The sequence below is a fragment of the Bdellovibrio svalbardensis genome (assembly GCF_029531655.1).
GTDB classification, from domain to species: Bacteria; Bdellovibrionota; Bdellovibrionia; order Bdellovibrionales; family Bdellovibrionaceae; genus Bdellovibrio; species Bdellovibrio svalbardensis.
On the sequence record NZ_JANRMI010000002.1, the window covers coordinates 798,863 to 817,147 of the forward strand.

At 44.8% G+C, this 18,285-nt stretch carries 20 protein-coding genes; 17 read left to right on the top strand and 3 right to left on the bottom strand.

Translation table 11 applies throughout. The features are described 5' to 3' along the window. Nucleotides 1–4: 4 nt before the first annotated feature. A complete protein-coding gene (gene trhO / locus NWE73_RS09030; protein ID WP_277577985.1) occupies nucleotides 5–1,051 on the bottom strand; it encodes an oxygen-dependent tRNA uridine(34) hydroxylase TrhO in 1,047 nt (348 codons plus the stop codon). 289 nt (nucleotides 1,052–1,340) lie between these two features. Here trhO and NWE73_RS09035 point away from each other — a divergent pair, with 289 nt between their 5' ends. The 15 genes from NWE73_RS09035 to NWE73_RS09105 all read left to right on the top strand — a co-directional run bounded on the left by NWE73_RS09035 (nucleotide 1,341) and on the right by NWE73_RS09105 (nucleotide 13,399). Beyond that, the gene (locus NWE73_RS09035) at nucleotides 1,341–2,948 is read left to right on the top strand and encodes a peptide chain release factor 3 (RefSeq protein ID WP_277577986.1); all 1,608 of its coding nucleotides are present in this window, start codon (nucleotides 1,341–1,343) and stop codon (nucleotides 2,946–2,948) included. Next, nucleotides 2,948–3,886 (top strand): ABC transporter ATP-binding protein, encoded by a 939-nt coding sequence (locus NWE73_RS09040; RefSeq protein WP_277577987.1) that lies wholly within the window; start codon nucleotides 2,948–2,950, stop codon nucleotides 3,884–3,886. The genes NWE73_RS09035 and NWE73_RS09040 overlap by 1 nt, the downstream gene beginning before the upstream one ends. Further along, nucleotides 3,886–4,659, top strand: a complete 774-nt coding sequence (locus NWE73_RS09045) for an ABC transporter permease (protein ID WP_277577988.1) — start codon at nucleotides 3,886–3,888, stop codon at nucleotides 4,657–4,659. Before NWE73_RS09040 ends, NWE73_RS09045 begins: the two co-directional genes overlap by 1 nt. 11 nt (nucleotides 4,660–4,670) lie before the next feature. Beyond that, the gene (locus NWE73_RS09050) at nucleotides 4,671–5,120 is read left to right on the top strand and encodes an LEA type 2 family protein (protein WP_277577989.1); all 450 of its coding nucleotides are present in this window, start codon (nucleotides 4,671–4,673) and stop codon (nucleotides 5,118–5,120) included. 115 nt (nucleotides 5,121–5,235) lie between these two features. After that, nucleotides 5,236–6,984, top strand: coding sequence for a GMC family oxidoreductase N-terminal domain-containing protein (locus NWE73_RS09055; protein WP_277577990.1), 1,749 nt, complete (start codon nucleotides 5,236–5,238; stop codon nucleotides 6,982–6,984). Nucleotides 6,985–7,008: 24 nt separating this feature from the next. After that, nucleotides 7,009–7,344 carry a hypothetical protein gene (locus NWE73_RS09060; protein WP_277577991.1) on the top strand — a complete coding sequence of 112 codons (336 nt, stop codon included), beginning with the start codon at nucleotides 7,009–7,011 and terminating at the stop codon, nucleotides 7,342–7,344. Nucleotides 7,345–7,550: 206 nt separating this feature from the next. Next, nucleotides 7,551–8,882 carry a signal recognition particle protein gene (gene ffh, locus NWE73_RS09065; RefSeq protein ID WP_277577992.1) on the top strand — a complete coding sequence of 444 codons (1,332 nt, stop codon included), beginning with the start codon at nucleotides 7,551–7,553 and terminating at the stop codon, nucleotides 8,880–8,882. 78 nt (nucleotides 8,883–8,960) lie between these two features. Beyond that, nucleotides 8,961–9,209, top strand: a complete 249-nt coding sequence (gene rpsP, locus NWE73_RS09070) for a 30S ribosomal protein S16 (protein WP_277577993.1) — start codon at nucleotides 8,961–8,963, stop codon at nucleotides 9,207–9,209. Nucleotides 9,210–9,314: 105 nt separating this feature from the next. Further along, nucleotides 9,315–9,554 carry a KH domain-containing protein gene (locus tag NWE73_RS09075; RefSeq protein WP_041875527.1) on the top strand — a complete coding sequence of 80 codons (240 nt, stop codon included), beginning with the start codon at nucleotides 9,315–9,317 and terminating at the stop codon, nucleotides 9,552–9,554. 249 nt (nucleotides 9,555–9,803) lie between these two features. Continuing rightward, entirely contained in the window at nucleotides 9,804–10,319 is a 516-nt protein-coding gene (gene rimM / locus NWE73_RS09080) for a ribosome maturation factor RimM (protein WP_277577994.1), read from the top strand. Continuing rightward, complete coding sequence (trmD, locus tag NWE73_RS09085) at nucleotides 10,319–11,146, top strand: tRNA (guanosine(37)-N1)-methyltransferase TrmD (RefSeq protein WP_277577995.1); 828 nt, start codon at nucleotides 10,319–10,321, stop codon at nucleotides 11,144–11,146. Before rimM ends, trmD begins: the two co-directional genes overlap by 1 nt. Next, on the top strand, nucleotides 11,139–11,720 hold the full coding sequence (locus tag NWE73_RS09090; RefSeq protein ID WP_277577996.1) for an RNA methyltransferase: 582 nt from the start codon (nucleotides 11,139–11,141) through the stop codon (nucleotides 11,718–11,720). The genes trmD and NWE73_RS09090 overlap by 8 nt, the downstream gene beginning before the upstream one ends. A 50-nt stretch (nucleotides 11,721–11,770) precedes the next feature. Next, the gene (gene rplS, locus NWE73_RS09095) at nucleotides 11,771–12,181 is read left to right on the top strand and encodes a 50S ribosomal protein L19 (RefSeq protein ID WP_277577997.1); all 411 of its coding nucleotides are present in this window, start codon (nucleotides 11,771–11,773) and stop codon (nucleotides 12,179–12,181) included. A 296-nt stretch (nucleotides 12,182–12,477) separates the two neighbouring features. After that, on the top strand, nucleotides 12,478–13,062 hold the full coding sequence (locus NWE73_RS09100; protein ID WP_407652947.1) for a ribonuclease HII: 585 nt from the start codon (nucleotides 12,478–12,480) through the stop codon (nucleotides 13,060–13,062). Nucleotide 13,063: 1 nt separating this feature from the next. After that, complete coding sequence (locus NWE73_RS09105) at nucleotides 13,064–13,399, top strand: YraN family protein (RefSeq protein WP_277577999.1); 336 nt, start codon at nucleotides 13,064–13,066, stop codon at nucleotides 13,397–13,399. A gap of 7 nt (nucleotides 13,400–13,406) precedes the next feature. On the opposite strand, the gene NWE73_RS09110 is transcribed toward NWE73_RS09105, so the two are convergent. After that, on the bottom strand, nucleotides 13,407–15,821 hold the full coding sequence (locus NWE73_RS09110) for an LPS-assembly protein LptD (protein WP_277578000.1): 2,415 nt from the start codon (nucleotides 15,819–15,821) through the stop codon (nucleotides 13,407–13,409). Nucleotides 15,822–15,959: 138 nt separating this feature from the next. On the opposite strand from NWE73_RS09110, the gene NWE73_RS09115 reads away from it, so the two are divergent. Beyond that, nucleotides 15,960–16,289 carry an STAS domain-containing protein gene (locus NWE73_RS09115; RefSeq protein WP_277578001.1) on the top strand — a complete coding sequence of 110 codons (330 nt, stop codon included), beginning with the start codon at nucleotides 15,960–15,962 and terminating at the stop codon, nucleotides 16,287–16,289. 48 nt (nucleotides 16,290–16,337) lie between these two features. On the opposite strand, the gene NWE73_RS09120 is transcribed toward NWE73_RS09115, so the two are convergent. Then, nucleotides 16,338–17,468: a coiled-coil domain-containing protein gene (locus tag NWE73_RS09120; RefSeq protein WP_277578002.1), complete on the bottom strand. Its 1,131-nt coding sequence runs from the start codon at nucleotides 17,466–17,468 to the stop codon at nucleotides 16,338–16,340. 163 nt (nucleotides 17,469–17,631) lie between these two features. On the opposite strand from NWE73_RS09120, the gene NWE73_RS09125 reads away from it, so the two are divergent. Beyond that, nucleotides 17,632–18,222, top strand: a complete 591-nt coding sequence (locus NWE73_RS09125; RefSeq protein ID WP_277578003.1) for a hypothetical protein — start codon at nucleotides 17,632–17,634, stop codon at nucleotides 18,220–18,222. The last annotated feature ends 63 nt before the right edge of the window (nucleotides 18,223–18,285 follow it).

Consider the following 18,285-nt stretch of genomic DNA (forward strand, 5'->3'; position numbering starts at 1 on the left):
CACTTTAACGTTTGCTGATAGTTTCAGCTTCGCCTTTGGCATTGATCTGAACGACTTTAGTTTTAGTCACTTGAATCGTTGGCAGCTTTTCCGGCTGCACGCCTTGGGCCTTCAGTTTTTCAACTTCAAAGGGCACAATCTGCTTCGCGCCTTTTTTGCCGGGGTGAAGTTTCCATTGGTGAGCGCAGTTTTTAGAGCAAGTATCTTGCTTGAATTCAAGTTTCGCACAATCCACGCAGATCAATTCTTCAGAGTCGCAGCGTTTACAGTCGATTTTGATTTCAGAAGGCTGACCGCAGTGTGGGCACAGTCCATATTTCGTCGATGGCTGAAGGTTTTGATCCAAAGCCACGCGATGATCGAATACGAAGCATTCTCCTTCGTACTGATCGTTCGGATACTCATTGAGATAATTGATGATGCCGCCATCCAATTGATAAACATTGTCATAGCCTTGCTTTTGCAATTCCAGAATTCCTTTTTCACAACGAATTCCGCCCGTGCAGAAGATGAGCATTTTCTTATCTTTGGAAATCCCTTGAGACTCGATGTATTGAGGGAAATCGGTGAACTTTTCGATATTAGGATTCAAAGCGCCCTTAAAGGTTCCCACTTTATACTCGTACCAGTTGCGAGTATCGATCATCACATAGTCCTTTTCTTCCTTCATGACGCGATTCCATTCAGAAGGTGAGAGGTGATGATTGATGCCTTCCGGTGGAGTCATTTCAGGAACGCCCGCGGTAACAATCTCTTCACGGATTTTTACTTTAAAGCGTCTGAAAGGAGCTTTTTCAGAATAAGAGTCTTTAAAAAATTGTTGAGGCTGATTGAAATGATCGCGAATGAACTGTTTCCAGGCCTCGAAAGAAGCTTCGGATTCAGCGGACACTGTGGCGTTAAAGCCTTCATGACCGATAATTATGAGACCTTTGACGTTGAGCTCTTCAGCTTTATTTTCGAGATCTTTTTGGGTTTGCTCTGGGTTTGGGAGAGTCAAAAACTTATAGAAAGTTGTAACATAATGCTTCGTCGCATTTGTATTGGCCATATCAGCACCTCAGTTGTCCCAGAGCTGCGTTTTACGAAACAACAGCTCGCATCCGGCTCCAAACCAGTGGGAGTTGAAATTATATTTAACCCCAGCAGGGCCAGGGTGAAAATTGCATATGACTCTGGAATAGCCAGAGATCAGTGAGGCTCGTTATAAGGGGCCTCGTTAAAAACCGCAACAAAGAAAGCGACAGTCAGCGTTAAATCCACCCTGAAAGGGTAAAAACTTGCAGGTCCCGCGCTGGGCGGATTAAATACGGTTTTTACAGTCAATCTAAGGACTTATCATGCTGGCAACTCCGCAAATTCAAAAAGAAATCCAAAGACGTCGCACCTTCGCGATCATCTCGCATCCCGATGCTGGTAAAACCACGCTGACCGAAAAACTTCTTTATCATGGCGGTGTGATCCACGAAACGGGTGAGGTTAAAGGAAAGTCTGGAACCAAAGCCGTCACTTCGGACTGGATGGAGCTTGAAAGACAAAAAGGGATCTCTATCACGTCTTCTGTGATGACCTTTGATTACGATGGTCTTCGCGTTAACTTGCTGGATACTCCGGGCCATAAAGACTTCTCAGAGGATACTTACCGTGTCTTGATGGCGGTGGACTCTGCGGCGATGCTGATCGACGTAGCGAAGGGCGTGGAAGAGCGTACCAAAAAACTTTATGAAGTTTGCCGCCTTCGTAAAATTCCTATTTTCACCTTCGTCAATAAGCTCGATAGAGAAGGTAAAGACCCGCTGACTTTGATTGATGAAGTTGAAAAAACTTTGAACATGCAATGTTACCCGGTGACTTGGCCTTTGGGTATTGGTCAGCGTTTCCGCGGTATTTACAATCGTTTGACAAAGGAAATCTGGATCTACGATCAGCGTCGTGAGGAAGTGGAAGACTATAAAATCATTCCTTTCGAAAAAGGCAAAGACGACGCGATCTTGTATGACTACCTTGATAAAGAATCCGCCGACCAAGTCATCGAAGAGCTGGATTTGATCGAAGGCGCCTTGCCGCCATTTGATGTGAATGAATTCTTGAATGGTCAAATTTCACCAGTGACTTTTGGTTCTGCGAAGCAAAATTTCGGGGTGGACACTTTCCTTCAATTCTTTACAAAGTATGCTCCGGGCCCTCAGCCTCGCCATACCAAGGATGACAAAGAGATTGATCCTTTGGATGCTAAATTCACGGGTTTTGTTTTTAAAATCCAGGCGAATATGGATCGTCGCCACCGTGACCGTATTGCCTTTATTCGCATTTGTTCTGGAAAGTTTGAGCGCGGTATGAAGGTGCAGCATTCACGTTTGGAACGTGAGCTTCGTCTGTCTTACTCATCTCAATTCGTCGCGGCCGATAAGGAAACCGTCGATGAAGCCTACGCTGGGGATATCGTCGGCGTTGGTGACACTGGAAACTTCGCTATCGGGGACTGCGTTTCGACATCGGGTAAAGTTCAGTTCGAAGATATTCCTAAATTTGCGCCGGAGCTTTTCGGCAGACTTTCTGTGCGCGATGCTTTGAAACGTCAAAAGATGCAAGAGGCTTTGCAACATTTGTCTGAGGAAGGCGCAATTCAATTGTTTATTGAACCCCATGTTGGCGCGCAAGATCCTATCATCGGTGCGGTCGGTGAACTTCAATTCGAAGTTTTGATGCATCGTTTGAAGGATGAATACAATCTTGAAGTGAAACTCAACCGCTTGCCTTACAGTGTGGCTCGTTGGCCACGCACAGCCGATGGTAAGCCTGTGACTGAGCTTAAAGGTGGCGCGAATATGTTCCGCGACTTGATCGATAATCCTGTGGTTTTGGTGAATCAAGAGTGGGATTTGAACTGGTTGAAGCGTGAAAATCCAGATGTGGAATTCCAAACAAGTATTTCAAGAGCGAGATAATGTCAGACCTTCTCAGTCCACTGAAAATTAATAGTCTTCGCAAGACCTATAAAGGCGGCCAACAGGCCGTCAAAGGGGTTTCTTTCGACGTTAAGCCTGGAGAAATCTTTGGACTTCTCGGGCCAAATGGCGCAGGCAAGACGACGATTATCTCAACGATTACAACTCTCGAGCAGCCGTCTAGCGGAACTGTTGAGGTGTTTGGGAAAGATGTTTCACAACATCCAAACTTCACCAAAAAGCAATTGGGAGTGGTTCATCAAGAAGTTATTAATTCCGGCTTCTTTGATGTGGAAGAGATTTTGAATTTCCAATCTGGATATTACGGAATTCGCAAAAACAAAGAGCGCATAGACTTTCTGTTACATAAGCTTTCCTTGTATGAGCATCGCCGTAAAAAGGTAAAACAGCTTTCCGGCGGGATGAAAAGACGCTTGATGATTGCAAAAGCTTTGGTGCATACACCGAAGCTGCTTTTGCTCGATGAACCGACGGCAGGTGTGGATATTGGATTACGTGAAACTCTGTGGCAGTTCGTCCGTGAATTGCGTGCAGAAGGCATGTCGATCTTGCTCACAACTCATTATTTGCAGGAAGCGGAAGAGCTTTGTGATCGTATTGCGATTATCAATCTGGGTAATTTGGAAACTGTGGGTGAGACAAAGGCTTTGGTTCAGCAGTACACGCAAAAGAAGATTCGTCTGACTTTGACTGAGAAATTCCCGATCAAAACTTCCTATGTCTTTTTCCAGGAAGGTTCTGACTATTCTTTCTTGGTTCCACCGGGAAAACCTATGGGCGAGTTCCTCAATGAACTACAGATTCCATTAAGCCTTATTGCCGATGTCAAAATTGAAGAGGGAAATCTGGAAGAGGCCTTTATGAAGGTGCTCCGAGCTCCCAATCAGTCTTCGGCGGTAAGTGGAGGAGCTAAGTAATGTTTGCCTTCTGGACTCTTTTTAGACGTGAGATCGCTCGTTTTCTGAAGGTGATCGTTCAAACTGTAATTACACCCTTTATTTCGTCATTCCTTTACCTTTTGATTTTCGGGGTGTCGTTGGGAAGAAAAATGCCAAGTCATCAAGGTGTTGAGTACCTGGCTTTCTTAATTCCGGGTTTGATGATGATGGGCTTAATGAATAATGCCTTTCAAAATTCTTCATCTTCTATCGTGTCATCGAAGTTTTCAGGAGACTTGGAAGACCTGCGAGTAGCACCGCTTTCCAATCAGCAAATCATTTGGGCGATGGGCCTGGGTGCATTGGTTCGCGGCTCCTTGGTGTCAGTCATCACTTTTACGGTGGGCTCGCTATTCTGTTACTATCAATCGGGCTCCATTCTGCAGATTTCCCATCCTTTGTTTGTATTTTATTTTATCGTCATGGGTGGGTTGATTTTCGGTCTGCTTGGAATTTCTGTTGCCTTCTGGGCGACCAGCTTCGATCAGCTCTCCGCTTTTTCGGCTTTCATTCTTTTGCCTTTGACCTACCTGGGTGGTGTGTTTCTTTCTATCGAGAACCTTCATCCCATTTGGCAGATGATTTCGAAAATGAATCCACTCTTATATTTGATCAACGGCTTAAGATACGGCGTGGTGGGGGTTAGCGATGTTCCTATGGAGCTGGCAATTCCGGTGTCTCTGGTTGGATTTGTCTTCTTCTATGGGCTGGCATTTTTCAGTTTGAAAAAGGGCTCTTTCCAACGTTGGTAAAAGGTTGTTTCATGCGTTTGATCGCTATCTTGATGGCAAGTTTTGTGTTGAATGGCTGTGCTTTCTTTAAAGAACGCTACGCTCAAAAGCCAGATGTCTCTTTGCAAGAGGTTCACTTTCAAGATCCGCAGTTTTTATCAGCGACGCTGGTTTTCGTTCTGCTTGTGAAGAACCCCAATAAAATCGATCTTAATGTCAGTGAGATCACCTATGAGATTCAACTTGATGGCCAGTCCTTCGCCAAAGCCAAGATTGATAAAAAGATAACGATTGCCGCTGAAAGTTCTAACAAAGTGGCTATTCCATTGCGTGTGGAATATCTAAAGGTTTTTCATGGCATGAAAGAGATTCTGTCAGGAAAAGACCTCAGCTACCTCATTGTGGGGGAGGCGAAAGTTTCGGGTTTCTCAGTTCCCTTCAAAGAGGAGGGGCGGGTGAGTTTAAAGGATTTTGAAAAGTAGTTTTTAGTTTTTCAGCAAACAGTTACCTCATTTGGAGTGACTGTTGGCATTTCTGACTGTCTCAAATACCATTCAAACCTCTCGGCCCTTACTCTCGATCAAAGGGGGCTGTGGAGTGAAATCACATTTCTCAAGACGATCCTTTCTTAAATCCAGTTTTGGAGTCGGAATACTAGGACTTCTTCGTTCGCAAAGGTCTCAAGCCGAACCAAAGACCCGCAGGGTTGATCTGCAGATGGATTACTCCCCTCTCGCCAACTCATTTGTAGAATTAAAAAGCTCCTATGAGGTTTTGATTATTGGCTCAGGCTATGGAGGTGCCGTAATGGGTGCACGCCTCAGTCGCAATCGTGAAGTTGCAATTTTAGAGCGAGGGCGCGAGTGGACTCCCGGTGAATATCCTGAAACTTTGCAGGAAATGAAAGAGCATATTTATTGTGAAAGTCATCCTCTGGGGCTTTTTGCTTATCACACTCACAGGGAAATAGATGTTCTGAGTGGCAGTGGGCTTGGAGGAACGTCCCTCATAAACGCAGGGGTTGTCATTCCTCCTGATCGGGATCTGTTTCAAAAGACCGGTTGGCCGGAAGAAATTTCGCGTGAAGCGTCGAGGGGAGATTTCGAGAAATACTATCAAAAAGTCGGGAAGATGCTTAATGCTCAAGCCTACAATCCTCGCACGATGAATATCGCAAAAGCTGAAAATCTGCGCCAAAGCGCCGAGGCTCTTAAGAGTCGTTTTAGCTGGGCAAAGATCGCTGTGAATCTTCACGGTCCCCATGTGAATCCAGCGGGCGATAAGCAACCCCGCTGTCATATGTGCGGCAATTGCGTCACTGGCTGTAATACGGGCGCTAAAAATACTTTGAATATGAACTATTTGCCTTTAGCAAAACGAAACGGCGCCAAGATCTTTACTCAAATGGCCGTCAGTCATGTTGAGAGGCTTTCCAATGGGAACTATCTTGTCCGAGGAACTTATATTTCTGAATCTGGTAAGAAAGAGTTTCGGATCGAGGCGCGCAATGTGATTGTTTCCGCCGGAACGATGGGGTCGACGCAGATTTTACTTCGCTCTCAAAAACTTGGTAATTTAAAATTCTCTTCTCAACTGGGTAAACATTTTTCTGGAAACGGGGATCTGCTGGGTGTGGGGTTTAATGGAGTGACCCCAACAAATATGGTCGGTAATAGCTCCGCAAAGATCTATCGCCCTGAAATGTTGGCGGGGCCCACAATACTGGGTATCGCCGATTATCGTGCGAGTAAAAATATTTTTGAAAGATTCTTGATTGAGGAAGGTGATATTCCCGGTGCTTTGGTGAATCTGCTTCGTCGTCTGACATCTCTGATCCCATTTCAAAAAACACCAACGAAAATCTATCGGGCATGGTTAGATTTTATCGATAGCAAAGATATCGAGAAGGGGGCCTTGAATTATTCCATGATCTATTTCGGAATGGGACATGACAAAGCCAATGGAAAAATTGTTTTGGATAGTCAAAACAGAGCCGTGGTCAGTTGGCCAGGTGTGATGGCTGATCCTATTTTTTCCCGCGTGACTCAAAAGATTAAACAACATGTCGCATGGAATGGCAGTACTTACGTAAAAAACCCACGCTCGACTTTGTTGATGGGGGATAATCTCATCACGGTCCACCCCCTCGGTGGTTGCGCCATGGGGTCCTCGGTTGATAGCGGAGTGGTGAATCATCTGGGACAGGTGTATGGGATCGGCGGCGCTCTGCAGGAGGGGTTGTTTGTGATGGACGGCTCCGTGATCCCGACGGCTATTGGTGTAAATCCTCTTCTGACTATTTCCACTTTGGCAGAGAGATCCGCAGAGAGAATTTCTTTGCGTTAATATTAAAACAAAAGGAGTTTTACAATGTCAGGTTTCAGCAAGGTATTTGTATTGGCAATAGGCATGGTCTGTTCGTCATCTTTTGCATCGATCAAGTCGAACAGTTCCACCGAAAAATACTGCGGAAAACTGCGTAGTGATTTTAAATACATTTATGATGAAAGTTCCGAGGATGCACAAAAATCCAGAGTCGAACTCTGTCTTGATATTGTCGACCATGGAGTACAATGTGGTGTTTCTTCAGATCCCTTATTGATGTCCTCGTTGAACGTCCTTCTTTCTCAAAAAGTTTCTGAAATCTGCATGAAATTTGATGATTCAACAAATCCCAGAACCATAGTGGGAGTCGAGGGTCGTTAAACTCTGGCCTGAAAAGTCATTATTGAGGTGAGTAAATTGCTAAAAAACTTAGATGGACTGTGGTCTGTTAATCTTTTGTGGAGGCGCGTGCTTTTGACGCTCCTCGACGCCACGAGTTAAGTCCCAATCTTTGTCATTCTCTCAGGGATAGGTTAATAAATCCTGTCTATACTCCGGCGAAGTCGGAGCAGCTCGGGAGTTTCACAATGTTTGAAAACTTATCAGATAAAATCATGACAAGCCTCAAGAAGGTTCGTGGTCAAAGTAAGATCAGCGAAGCCAATATTGAAGAGGTTATCAAAGAGATTCGCTTAAGCTTGCTTGAAGCGGACGTGAACTTCAAAGTCGTCAAAAACTTCATCGACAAAGTAAAAGCGAAAGCTCTGGGAGCGGAAGTTCTTGCGAACATCAATCCCGGCCAGCAATTCGTTAAAATTGTGCATGACGAACTCGTACAAACTTTGGGCGGTGGTGCCGTTGATATCAATGTGCGCGAAAATCCCAGCGTGTTGTTCTTGGTGGGCTTGCAAGGGGCGGGTAAGACGACTTCCGCGGCAAAATTAGCTCTGTATATCCGTCAGAAGCTTGGTAAAAAACCAGGACTTGTTCCTGCGGATATCTATCGTCCGGCAGCGATTGATCAACTTCAAGTTCTTGGAAAGCAAAACAATATTCCGACATTCCCAACTCCATTGGGAATGAAGCCTGAAGAAATTTTGGAAAAATCAAAACAATGGGCCCGCGACAATATGGTCGACGTGGTTATTGTGGATACAGCGGGTCGTTTGCAAATCGATGACGAACTGATGGGGGAGCTTGGACGTCTGAAAGAGATCTGGACTCCGCAGGAAATTCTTCTTGTTGCCGATGCGATGCTCGGTCAGCAATCCGTCAATGTGGCTGAGGGCTTCCATAAGCGTTTATCGCTGACGGGCTTGGTTCTGACGAAGGTGGACGGTGATGCTCGTGGCGGTGCTGCGCTCTCAATCCGCGAAGTCACAGGCATTCCTATTAAGTTCTTGGGTGTGGGTGAAAAAGTAACGGCTCTTGAGGTTTTCCATCCAGACCGTTTGGCTGGACGTATCCTCGATATGGGTGACGTCTTGTCTTTGGTTGAGAAGGCTCAGGAAGTGATCGATGAAAAATCGGCTCGTGACTCTGCAAAGAAGCTCATGAAGAACGAATTCACTCTGGAAGACTTCTTGACGCAAATCCAGCAGCTTAAGAAAATGGGCGGGTTTGAATCTATCTTGAAGTTTTTACCTGGTATGGGAGAGATCTCCAAGCAGCTCAAAAACATGACCCCTCCGGATGCGGAAATGAAGAAGATTGAAGCGATCATTCACTCTATGACGATCCAAGAACGTCAGAATCATAAGATTTTGAACGCCTCGCGTCGTCAAAGAATTGCAAAAGGTAGCGGCACTCAAGTTCAGGACGTTAACAAGCTTATTAAGCAGTTTGAAGACGCAAAGAAGATGATGGGCGGCCTTATGAAGATGGGAATGGGTCGAGGTGGGATGAAGCTCCCATTTTAAGACACGATATTTAGCTTGATATTTAATTGAGACCACAGTACACACTTGGTCTTACTGTTTTGAACAAGAGGTTTAGAAATGGCAGTTGTAATTCGTTTGGCTCGTATGGGCGCTAAGCATGAACCTAAATACCGCATCACTGTTGCGGATTCTCGTCGTTATGTGACTGGTAAATTCCTTGATATTCTTGGAACTTACATTCCATCTCCAAAAGGCAACGACAAGAAAGTTGAAATTGATCTAGCTAAAGTTGAAGAGTGGATCAAAAAAGGTGCTCAACCTACTGATCGTGTAAAACACGTTATCAAGTTGGCCCAGGCCAAATAATCGGCTAAATAAATAGATTGGCATCCGGGCTATATTCGATAGAATATAGTTTATAGCGAGTTTGTCTCACTATAATTCGAAAAGATGCCTTTTTATGGGGGTAATATGGATAGCTTGAAAGACCTCGTTGAATTCATGGCAAAGTCACTTGTCGACAAGCCTGAAAAAGTTGAAGTGGATGAAATTCCAGGTCAACAAACCACTTTGCTTGCGCTTAAGGTTGATAAAGAAGACCTAGGCAAGGTAATTGGTAAACAAGGTAAAACTGCAGCAGCAATGAGAACAATCATTCGTGCGGCAGGAACAAAACTCAATAAACGTTATCACCTAGATATCGTTGAGTAGGCTTATACTGGCTTAGTCAGTGTTCGTTTATCGAGTAAGTAATACTTAAAGCAAAATTTAGATTCTCATAAAAGGGGTTGTGTAATAACAACCCCTTTTACTTTTATGCCAACACTGTTGGCGAGCTGCAGCTGCTGACTCCGTCAGAGCGCACGTTACTCCGGCCTTGCCGGAGTGTAGACCAGCTACTCCGGCGAAGCCGGAGGGCAGACAGTACTCTAGCAAAGCTAGAGTGTAGACAGGATAGTTATGAAAATGATCGGTAAAGTTAGAGAAGCTCACGGACTTAAAGGTGACCTTTATGTTCTTATTTTTTCCGGAGACATCTCTTGGGCAAAACGCCTTAAAAAATTCTCTCTTCAACTTAAAGGCTCTGATGAGTCTCAAGAGTTTACTGTAGAGCGCGTAAAGCCTTTTAAAAAAGGTATTATCGTTAAAGCGGCTGAAGTGGCAGATCGTACAGCGGCTGAAGCTTTAGAGCATTTTGAGTTTTCTATTGAAGAAGATCTTTTGACCTCTAAACCAGGCGAAACGATCTATCTTTCTGAAATCAAAAACTTCAAATTAAAAGATCCAGAACAAAATATTCTTGGTGAAATCGTGGATTTCTCAAGCAATGGCGCTCAAGACCTTTTGGTTGTTGATATCAAAGGTAAAAAAGTTGAAGTGCCGTTCGTTGATGCTTTCATCAAAAAAATCGATTTCAAACATCAATCTGTAGTTATGGATCTTCCTGAAGGCTTGCTCGATATCGAGAACGCTTAATGCTACAAATTGATGTGATCACGCTTTTTCCTGAGATGATAGAGAACGCCGCCAGTTTCGGCGTTCTTGGTCAGGCCTTAAAAAGTGATCTCCTCAAAGTTTTCTCGCACACTCCTCGTGAATTTGCACAAGATCGCCATCGCACCGTCGATGATCGTCCTTTCGGAGGCGGCGACGGCATGATCATGCTCGCAGAGCCCCTCGAAAAAACCATTCAAAAAGTGCAACATAAGAATTCAAAGGTCATCTACATGTCTCCGCAGGGCGAAGTGTTGAGTGATATGAAAGCCCGGGCTTTGGCAAAAGAAGAGCATCTGGTGATTATCTGCGGCCGCTACGGCGGTATTGATCAGCGAATCATCAACAACTATGTCGATGAAGAGATCTCTATCGGCGACTATGTTTTGTCAGGTGGGGAGCTAGGGGCTTTGGTGGTGATTGACGCAGTTTCTCGTATGGTGCCAGGAGTGCTGGGGCATAGTGAAAGCGCAAATCAAGACAGCTTCTCTGAGGGGCTTTTGGAGCAACCGAATTTCACAAGGCCTCGTCAGTATTTAGGGGCGGAAGTTCCGGAAGTTCTTTTGGGCGGAAATCATAAGCTGATGGCGGACTGGAAGAAAAAGGTTTCGGCTTTGGTGACCCTGGTGAAGCGCCCTGATTTATTTCAAGCATACCTTGAAGAAGAAAACCTAAAATATCGTTCCCTGAAAAAGAAAAAAACAGAAGCCCCACTTAAGGAGCTTCAAAAATTTTGGAATAATTTATCTCTTCAAGATCGTAAAGTGTTGGGTCTGGAAGAGCTTAGCGAGGAAGATTTCAATGGCTGAAGAGGCAATCTATGTCCCGCGTTTAGCGATAGGCCTAGTTCATTACCCGGTCCGCGACCGTCAAAACAAGACAGTGGCAACCAATGTCACTAATTTCGACATTCATGATATTGCGAGAGCCGCTCAAGTGTACGGGGTGGAAAGATATTACATCATCCATCCCATGCAGGATCAGTTGATGTTCGTGGAAAGGGTCTTAGATCACTGGAGAACCGGGCAAGGGGCGAAGTACAATCCTAAGAGAAAAACCGCGCTAGGGCCCGTACACACCTCTGAGAGCGTTGAAAAGGCCATAGCGGATTGGAATGTCCCTGGCGCCCTGATTATTTCGACTTCAGCAAAGGACGAGGGCTTAAAAAAGTATACTTTTGCTGAGCTGCGCCATGAAATGCATGTAGAAAAAAGACCAGTATTTATGCTATTTGGTACTGGCAACGGAATGACAGAGGACCTCTTAAAATCCTGTTCAGGGACTTTGGAGAGTATTCGGGGAGCACCACCTCAGGATTACCGCCATCTTTCAGTGAGATCGGCAGTAAGTATCTGTCTTGACCGCGTGATGGGTCCATGGTAGACCCTTGTTTTACTTTTGGTGAAAATTCGATTGGCATAAGGGACTAAGCAATGGCTAAAGCTGCAAAAAAAACTACGACTGTTAAAAAAGAAGTTAAAGAAACTAATCTTGTTCGTCGCGTGAGCATTAAACCTGCTAACACAAACATTCAATCTTTCGACTCTGGCGATACAGTAAACGTATTCGTTAAAGTAAAAGAAGGCGAAAAAGAACGCGTTCAGCTTTACAAAGGTATCGTAACTAAGATCCAAGGATCTGGCGCAGCGAAATCTTTCACAGTTCGCAAAATGTCTGCAGGTGTAGGCGTTGAAAGAACTTTCCCGTTCAACTCACCAGCTCTTGATAAAGTTGAACTAGTAAACGTAGGTAAAGTACGTCGTTCTAAACTTTATTTCTTGCGTAAACTTTCTGGTAAAGCTGCTAAAATCGAATCTGAATTGGTAGCTCAAACTAAAGCTTAGTTCTCTAAATTCATAATATGAATTTCCAAAGACCTGGTTCTTGCGAATCAGGTCTTTTTGTTTTTGTGCGACGTGTGAAGCAAAGGTGTCTGATGTTTTTATGGCGCCTTTTGTAAAATCAGAATAAGATTCCGCTTCAACTTGAGGCGAAAATACGAATGGCATCTACAAAAAATCCGGCAAAAACATCTCAGAAGAAAATTTCCGTAAAGACCGCTACTAAAAGCGCTAAGTCAGCTTCAAGCAAGGCTGCGAAGGTTCCGAAAAAGAAAGCAGCACTGGAGCTTCCTAAAATTATGTGGCGTGAGTTTTCTCCCTCCCCAATTATTGGAGTTGATGAAGTCGGACGCGGTTGTCTTGCGGGGCCGGTCTATGCGGCGGCTGTTATTTTTAAATCAGATGAGCTGATTGATCTGGTCACGGACTCTAAGCTGATATCCGAAGAACGTCGTGAGGAATTGGCGGAACTAATTTGTAAAGCGCACCACGTGGGTATCGGTCATGCAACAGTTGAGGAAATTGATGAACTCAATATTCTTCAAGCTTCCTTGCTCGCTATGAAGCGAGCGATCGAAGCCTTGGGAGTAAAGGGTGGCCATGTTCTTGTTGATGGAAATCAAAAGATTCCAAATCTTCAAGGTTATGAGCAAACCACAATCATCAAAGGGGATTTGCGAGCAGCACCTATTTCAGCGGCATCTATTGTTGCTAAGGTGACCCGTGATCGCTTGATGAAAGAGTTGGGAGTGCAATATCCTGTCTATGGTTTCGAAGCGCACAAAGGGTACTCAACGCCCATCCATAAGAACTCCATCGCAGAACACGGTCCCTGCATCGTGCATCGCAAGTCCTTCGCCGGAGTTAAAGAACACCTCGGCTAAAATGTATTGGGCCCACTTTCGTGGGCTCGAATCTGAAAAAGCAGTCATTCACTTCTATTCCAAGAAAAAATTTAAACTACTAAAGCAAAGGTTGAAAACGCCTTTTGCGGAAATTGATTTGTTGTTTCGCTCCCCTGAAGGACATCTTTTGATGGTGGAGGTGAAATCAGCCAATCAATCTTGTTTCTATTCTGCACGGATTTCAAAACGACAAATGCAGCGCCTGGGTCGAGCGGCAAGCTTTCTTGCGGCTCGTTTTAACTGTTTGGTTGAGTATCACTGGGCTTTTGTTGATCAGAACTACAGTGTGACAGTAGTCGAAGATGTTTCTCTTTGACGGGAAGCTAGAATCCGAATTGATCCAAGGCTTCAGGTTGAAGCGGTGGTTTTGGATTTCCATCGAAGGTGAATTCAAAATTCAATCGAGTGTTCGTCTCACCACCGGTCACTTGATCTTGAATGAGCGTCACGAGCCAGCAGTCTCCAGGTGGTTTGAATTGTGCGATATAGGCCCATGACTTAACGGGCTTACCGAATTTGGCAGCTTGCCAGTTGGAATCATACACAATCTGTCCCATTAGGTTGATATAAGGGGAAACGAAACCTGCTGCGAAAGTATAGTCTTCGGTGCGGCTTGACTGGACAACGGATTGGCCTGGAGTGATCTTATACTGCTGAGTTAAGCCAACCTGTCCAAATTGCCCCATGTCATTCATGACTCGAACACGAGAAGAAATATTCGTCACGCCCTGGTAGGGGAAGTAATCGAAAATAGAATACGTCTGGAAGTTCTTGAGTCGTACATCAAGAATGGTCATAAGGTCTGACCAAGGCTCACGTGTGCTATTGCTGCGATCTTGTTGAGAGACGTCGTAGGATTGTAGCAACTTTAAAGAGGCAATTTGTTGATACTCGGGACGATCTCCCACCCATTCTTTTCGGGTGATTTTATTGGTGAGTCCGAAGGTGACAAGATTGCGATCGTAGATTCTATCTTGATAGTCGAATTGCAATCCATAGGGACTTGTTAAGTCCCCGTCACTGATGCCATCTCGAGAGGAGTAAGGGGCTTCATTTAATGGACCTGTACCGAAGAAGGGGTGATCCTTCTGCTGAATCCAAGGTGTGTTTGTATAGACAACCTCAGGAATCACCTCATGCTTGTAGCGAGTGGATTTTGGAGTAATGAGGTCACCATAAATGCCACTGAAAATCATTCGAGATGTGATAGAGGTGCGCAAATAACGACGAACGTAGCTTTGTTCCTCGCCGACATTGAAATTATAATGTGTCTCACGGTAATTTAAAATGGGGACGATGTCGAAGCCGTCGCTGATTTGGAATGGGTAATAAAGCGCAGGTCGGAAATCAAGGCGTTGGCCTGTACGAATTAAGTCAATACTTGAATCATAAGAGCCGTCATAGGTGCGATGGCACGAAGGATTGTCGGACCAGTTCGGAAGATTACAGTCATTTTTTACGTACTTCGTCTTTCCATCGGCGGTGTAGGCCATGTCATCATAGGAATTTCCAGCTCTTGAGAAATTCACATAATTCAAATCCCAAAAATAGATGAAATTTGTTTCGCCGATATTTTTCTGTGTCGATGAATAACGAAGTTCAGGGGCGCGATGAACGGCGTCGTCATTGTTGGCCCGAGGATCTGATTGGAGCATGTTTACATAATAAGAAGCATCGATGCTGGCGTGGGTGTCTTTGGTGTTCTTAGTGACGGAAATTCGATTTTCCATCGCAGAGTCACCATAGTTATCCGTTTCGAAGGGGAAGTCCTTCGGGTATTGGAGATCGCTGGCAAGATTGACTTGCGCGCGGGCCACAACATCATCAGGCATCGCATAGTAGTGTTGATAACGGACGAACCATCGTTCCAAAGGAGCGCCGACAGCGCTTCCGGATCTAAAGGCATTGAGGCGTGGGTCTTCGCCAAAGGCTTTGTCGTTTAAGACAGCAGTATTTAAAGTTCCGCTGCTTTCATCGTTGAGCATATAGCGATACTCGAGCATTCCCTTGAGACCCCTGCGCTCATAGTTCTTTGCGGTGATGGTCGCATCGCTGCTTCTTGAGATGGCCCAGAAGTAAGGTTGCATGAGGGTGAATCCCCCAGTGTCAGATTGCTCAAAGCCTGGAGTTAAAAGTCCTGATTGTCGATCGCTCTTGAGGGGGACCACTAAGTAGGGGAACCAGAAAACGGGGACATCGCTAATTCTTAAAATTGCGTTTTTGATATAAGCGTAACCGCCCATCTCAGCGCGCACACTGGTTCCGGAAAAACTCCAGGTCGAGGGGCAGTTGGTGCAGGCCGTGTAGTCAGCGGAGGACACCAGAAATTCAGAATCTCCGATTTTTTCCAGACGATCGCCACTGAAACGGACCAAGCCAGATTGAACGAAACCATTGTAGATAATTCCTGTATTGGTCTCGTAGTCTAAGAATATCTGATCACCCTTGATCGAGGTTTTAGTATCGACGATTTCGACATTGCCGAAAAGTTCTGCGCGTTTTGTGCGCAGAAGCACACGGGCTTTGTCGGCCTTAATGTGTTGACCTTGATAGACGATTTGGATGTTGCCGCTCATCTCAATGGTCTCATTGACCGAGTCGCGGAACATTTCGTCAGCATTCATCAGGATGCCTTGAATTTTGGCCGCAGGCTGTTGTTCCTGCGCATAGGTTAACGATGTCGCGAGCGACAGCAATGAGAATAAGAATAGAACCTTGATGAACCAGCGTTGAAGCACCGAGATAGTCTAGGGACGCACAAGTCGTTTGTCGAGGTGGAAATAGCCTTTTTTTAACGACAATTCTGGCCTCCGAAATCGACGGGTTTTAGCCGTTAAGATATGGCACGTCATTTTTATCTTAAGAAGAGGTCTTTCATGGAAGTTAGAATCTTGCTCGACGGCGATGTCGCTGTTGTATCTTTGAGCGGTCGCATTGAAATTGAAAAAGCGCAATCCTTCAAAACAGCCTGCCTACAGAACTTCAAAAACAAAAAAATTGTCTTTTGCATGAAGAACCTCAATTTTGTAGGCTCGTCAGGCATTCAGTCTTTCTTTGGAATTCTCAATGACCTTAATGCTGCAAATAAAATGAACGCGAAAATCGCGGGTTTGAACCCGGATTTCCAGCGTCTTTTCAGTTTTACAGAATGTTCTAATTTGGAAGTCCACGAAAGCGTGGAAGGGGCCTTGCAGAGTTTTGTCTAAGAGCGGTGCGAAAAAAAAAGCTCCAGTGATGCTGGAGCTTGACGCAAGTTAGCTGTCTTTACGTAATTCATTTAATTTCTGACTTAACTCAAGGTTTAGTCTCTCTAAAGCAGAGATGGCGACCTTGAGTTTTTCATTTTCCTCGTTCTTCGCTGTCCACATATAACGAAGGCTCTCGAGCTGCTCAATATATTGGCGATTGTCCCGCTCAAGCTTTTGAATAGTCTCTTGATCTTCGACCACGCGAATTTGCAGATCAGCATGTTCAACGCCTAGTTTTTGATTCTGGCGAGTGAGTTCACTTTGACGTTCCTGCAGGCGCTGGATGTCTTTGTCCAGAGCTTGCTTCATGTCCTCTTTTCTTCTTCTTAAAGTCACCAATTCGTTTTCAAGTGCATCTTGGCGTTCAAGTGATGCATTAAGTTTCATAGTCTTCACTTCAAGCTCTTCCTGGGCTTGATGAAGTACTTGAAGTTCTTTGCTCATGCTTTGAATTTGTTCTTCATAGAAGGAAATCATCTCTTGAGCCTTCTTTTCGGAGGCTTCAATTTGATAACGGGAGTTTTTCGTCACTTCGATGATTTGATGGCGGATGTCGCGCAGCAGTGCTTCTTTGTGAGCGTGGCTGCTTTCAAGTTCCTGAAGTTTCAAATCTTGCGTGCGAGAGTACTCTTTGAGTTGCGTGATATAAGGTTTGACCTGAGTTTTGATGCGCTCATGGTATTTTTCATGGCGTACCAGATCGGCGGTCATATTTTGCACTTTTTCCTGAAGCGCGCGCAATTTTTCCGCTTGGATTTCTTTTTCTCGTTCGATTTGGTCGAACTTTTGTTTCCAAAGGTTGTCTTTTTCTTTCCAAACCAGGATTTGATCCGTGATTGACGACTGAGCAAGGCGAGTCTTGTTGGTCTCTTCGCTCATTCTTTGGTTTTCAGTTTCTAATAGGGATAGACGGCGCAATGAAACTTTCAATCGAGCCATAAGATCTTCGTTCTGTGAAATAAGATTTTCCACAGTTGAAGATTTCAAGATTTCCTTTGGCAAATGACTGAGGTCGGCTCTTTTTGGGAGCTCGTCTGGCAATGGGATATTGCCCACAGGCTGATGAGCCTGAGTCAGATGTTCTTTTTCAAAATCAAGATGTCCTAATTTCGCGCTTTGGAATGATTCGGTGTCCATAGCCCTCCTCCATGAAGTCTAGGTCGCCAGCCAGATCTAAGCATCTCAGGACGAGACGTTGGTCGTCAAACCTTCGCCTTGAAAGCTAGACTTTGGGCTTATGGTTTTCTGGCAAATATACGATATTTAACTAAAACCAGGCTTTTGCCGACAAGTCCTGGGTATGGCATTACCAGCTTTAAAAGACGTCGTTGCGGTGACAGAAGAAAATAAAAAGAAGGAAGAGTCTGCATTCTTTGATGTTGGAGTGGATCGTTCTGACATGGGAAGGCCGGAATCTTTACGTTATAATATTCTGACCTGGGTTCTGAGTGAACGCTATGACAAGGCCATTGAGGAGCTGAAAGACTTTCTGGAGAAGCCTTCTGAATATCCAAATTTCCAGGATAAAGTGACACGATATATTCATCACTCAATTGATTTGATTTATGCGATCAAGGCAAAGAGAAGTTTCCCCGGCATCAACTCTTTAACTCGCGCCAAACAACAGGAGCTGCGTGAGAAGTTTAAAGAGCACTATAAAGAACTGCAGTATATCCTTAAGGTTGTTGAGAAAATTCAGGGCGATCTAAGGGTGCAGGATGTCCGCTCAACTATATATGTAGTCAGGGCTCTGTGGTTGGCGACTTTAGGAGTGATTGTCCTGGCGTTCTGGCTGGATATTGTGAATGGCCTGATGAAGACGAGTGTCATTGTTTTTGATGATGGCTATGGGAAGCTTGCTAATTGGCTTGCGGAGAAGATCGGTCTCTAGGTATTGAATTTTAGATGTAAAGAATAAAAAAAAGGCATTCCGACTTGGAATGCCTTTTTTGTT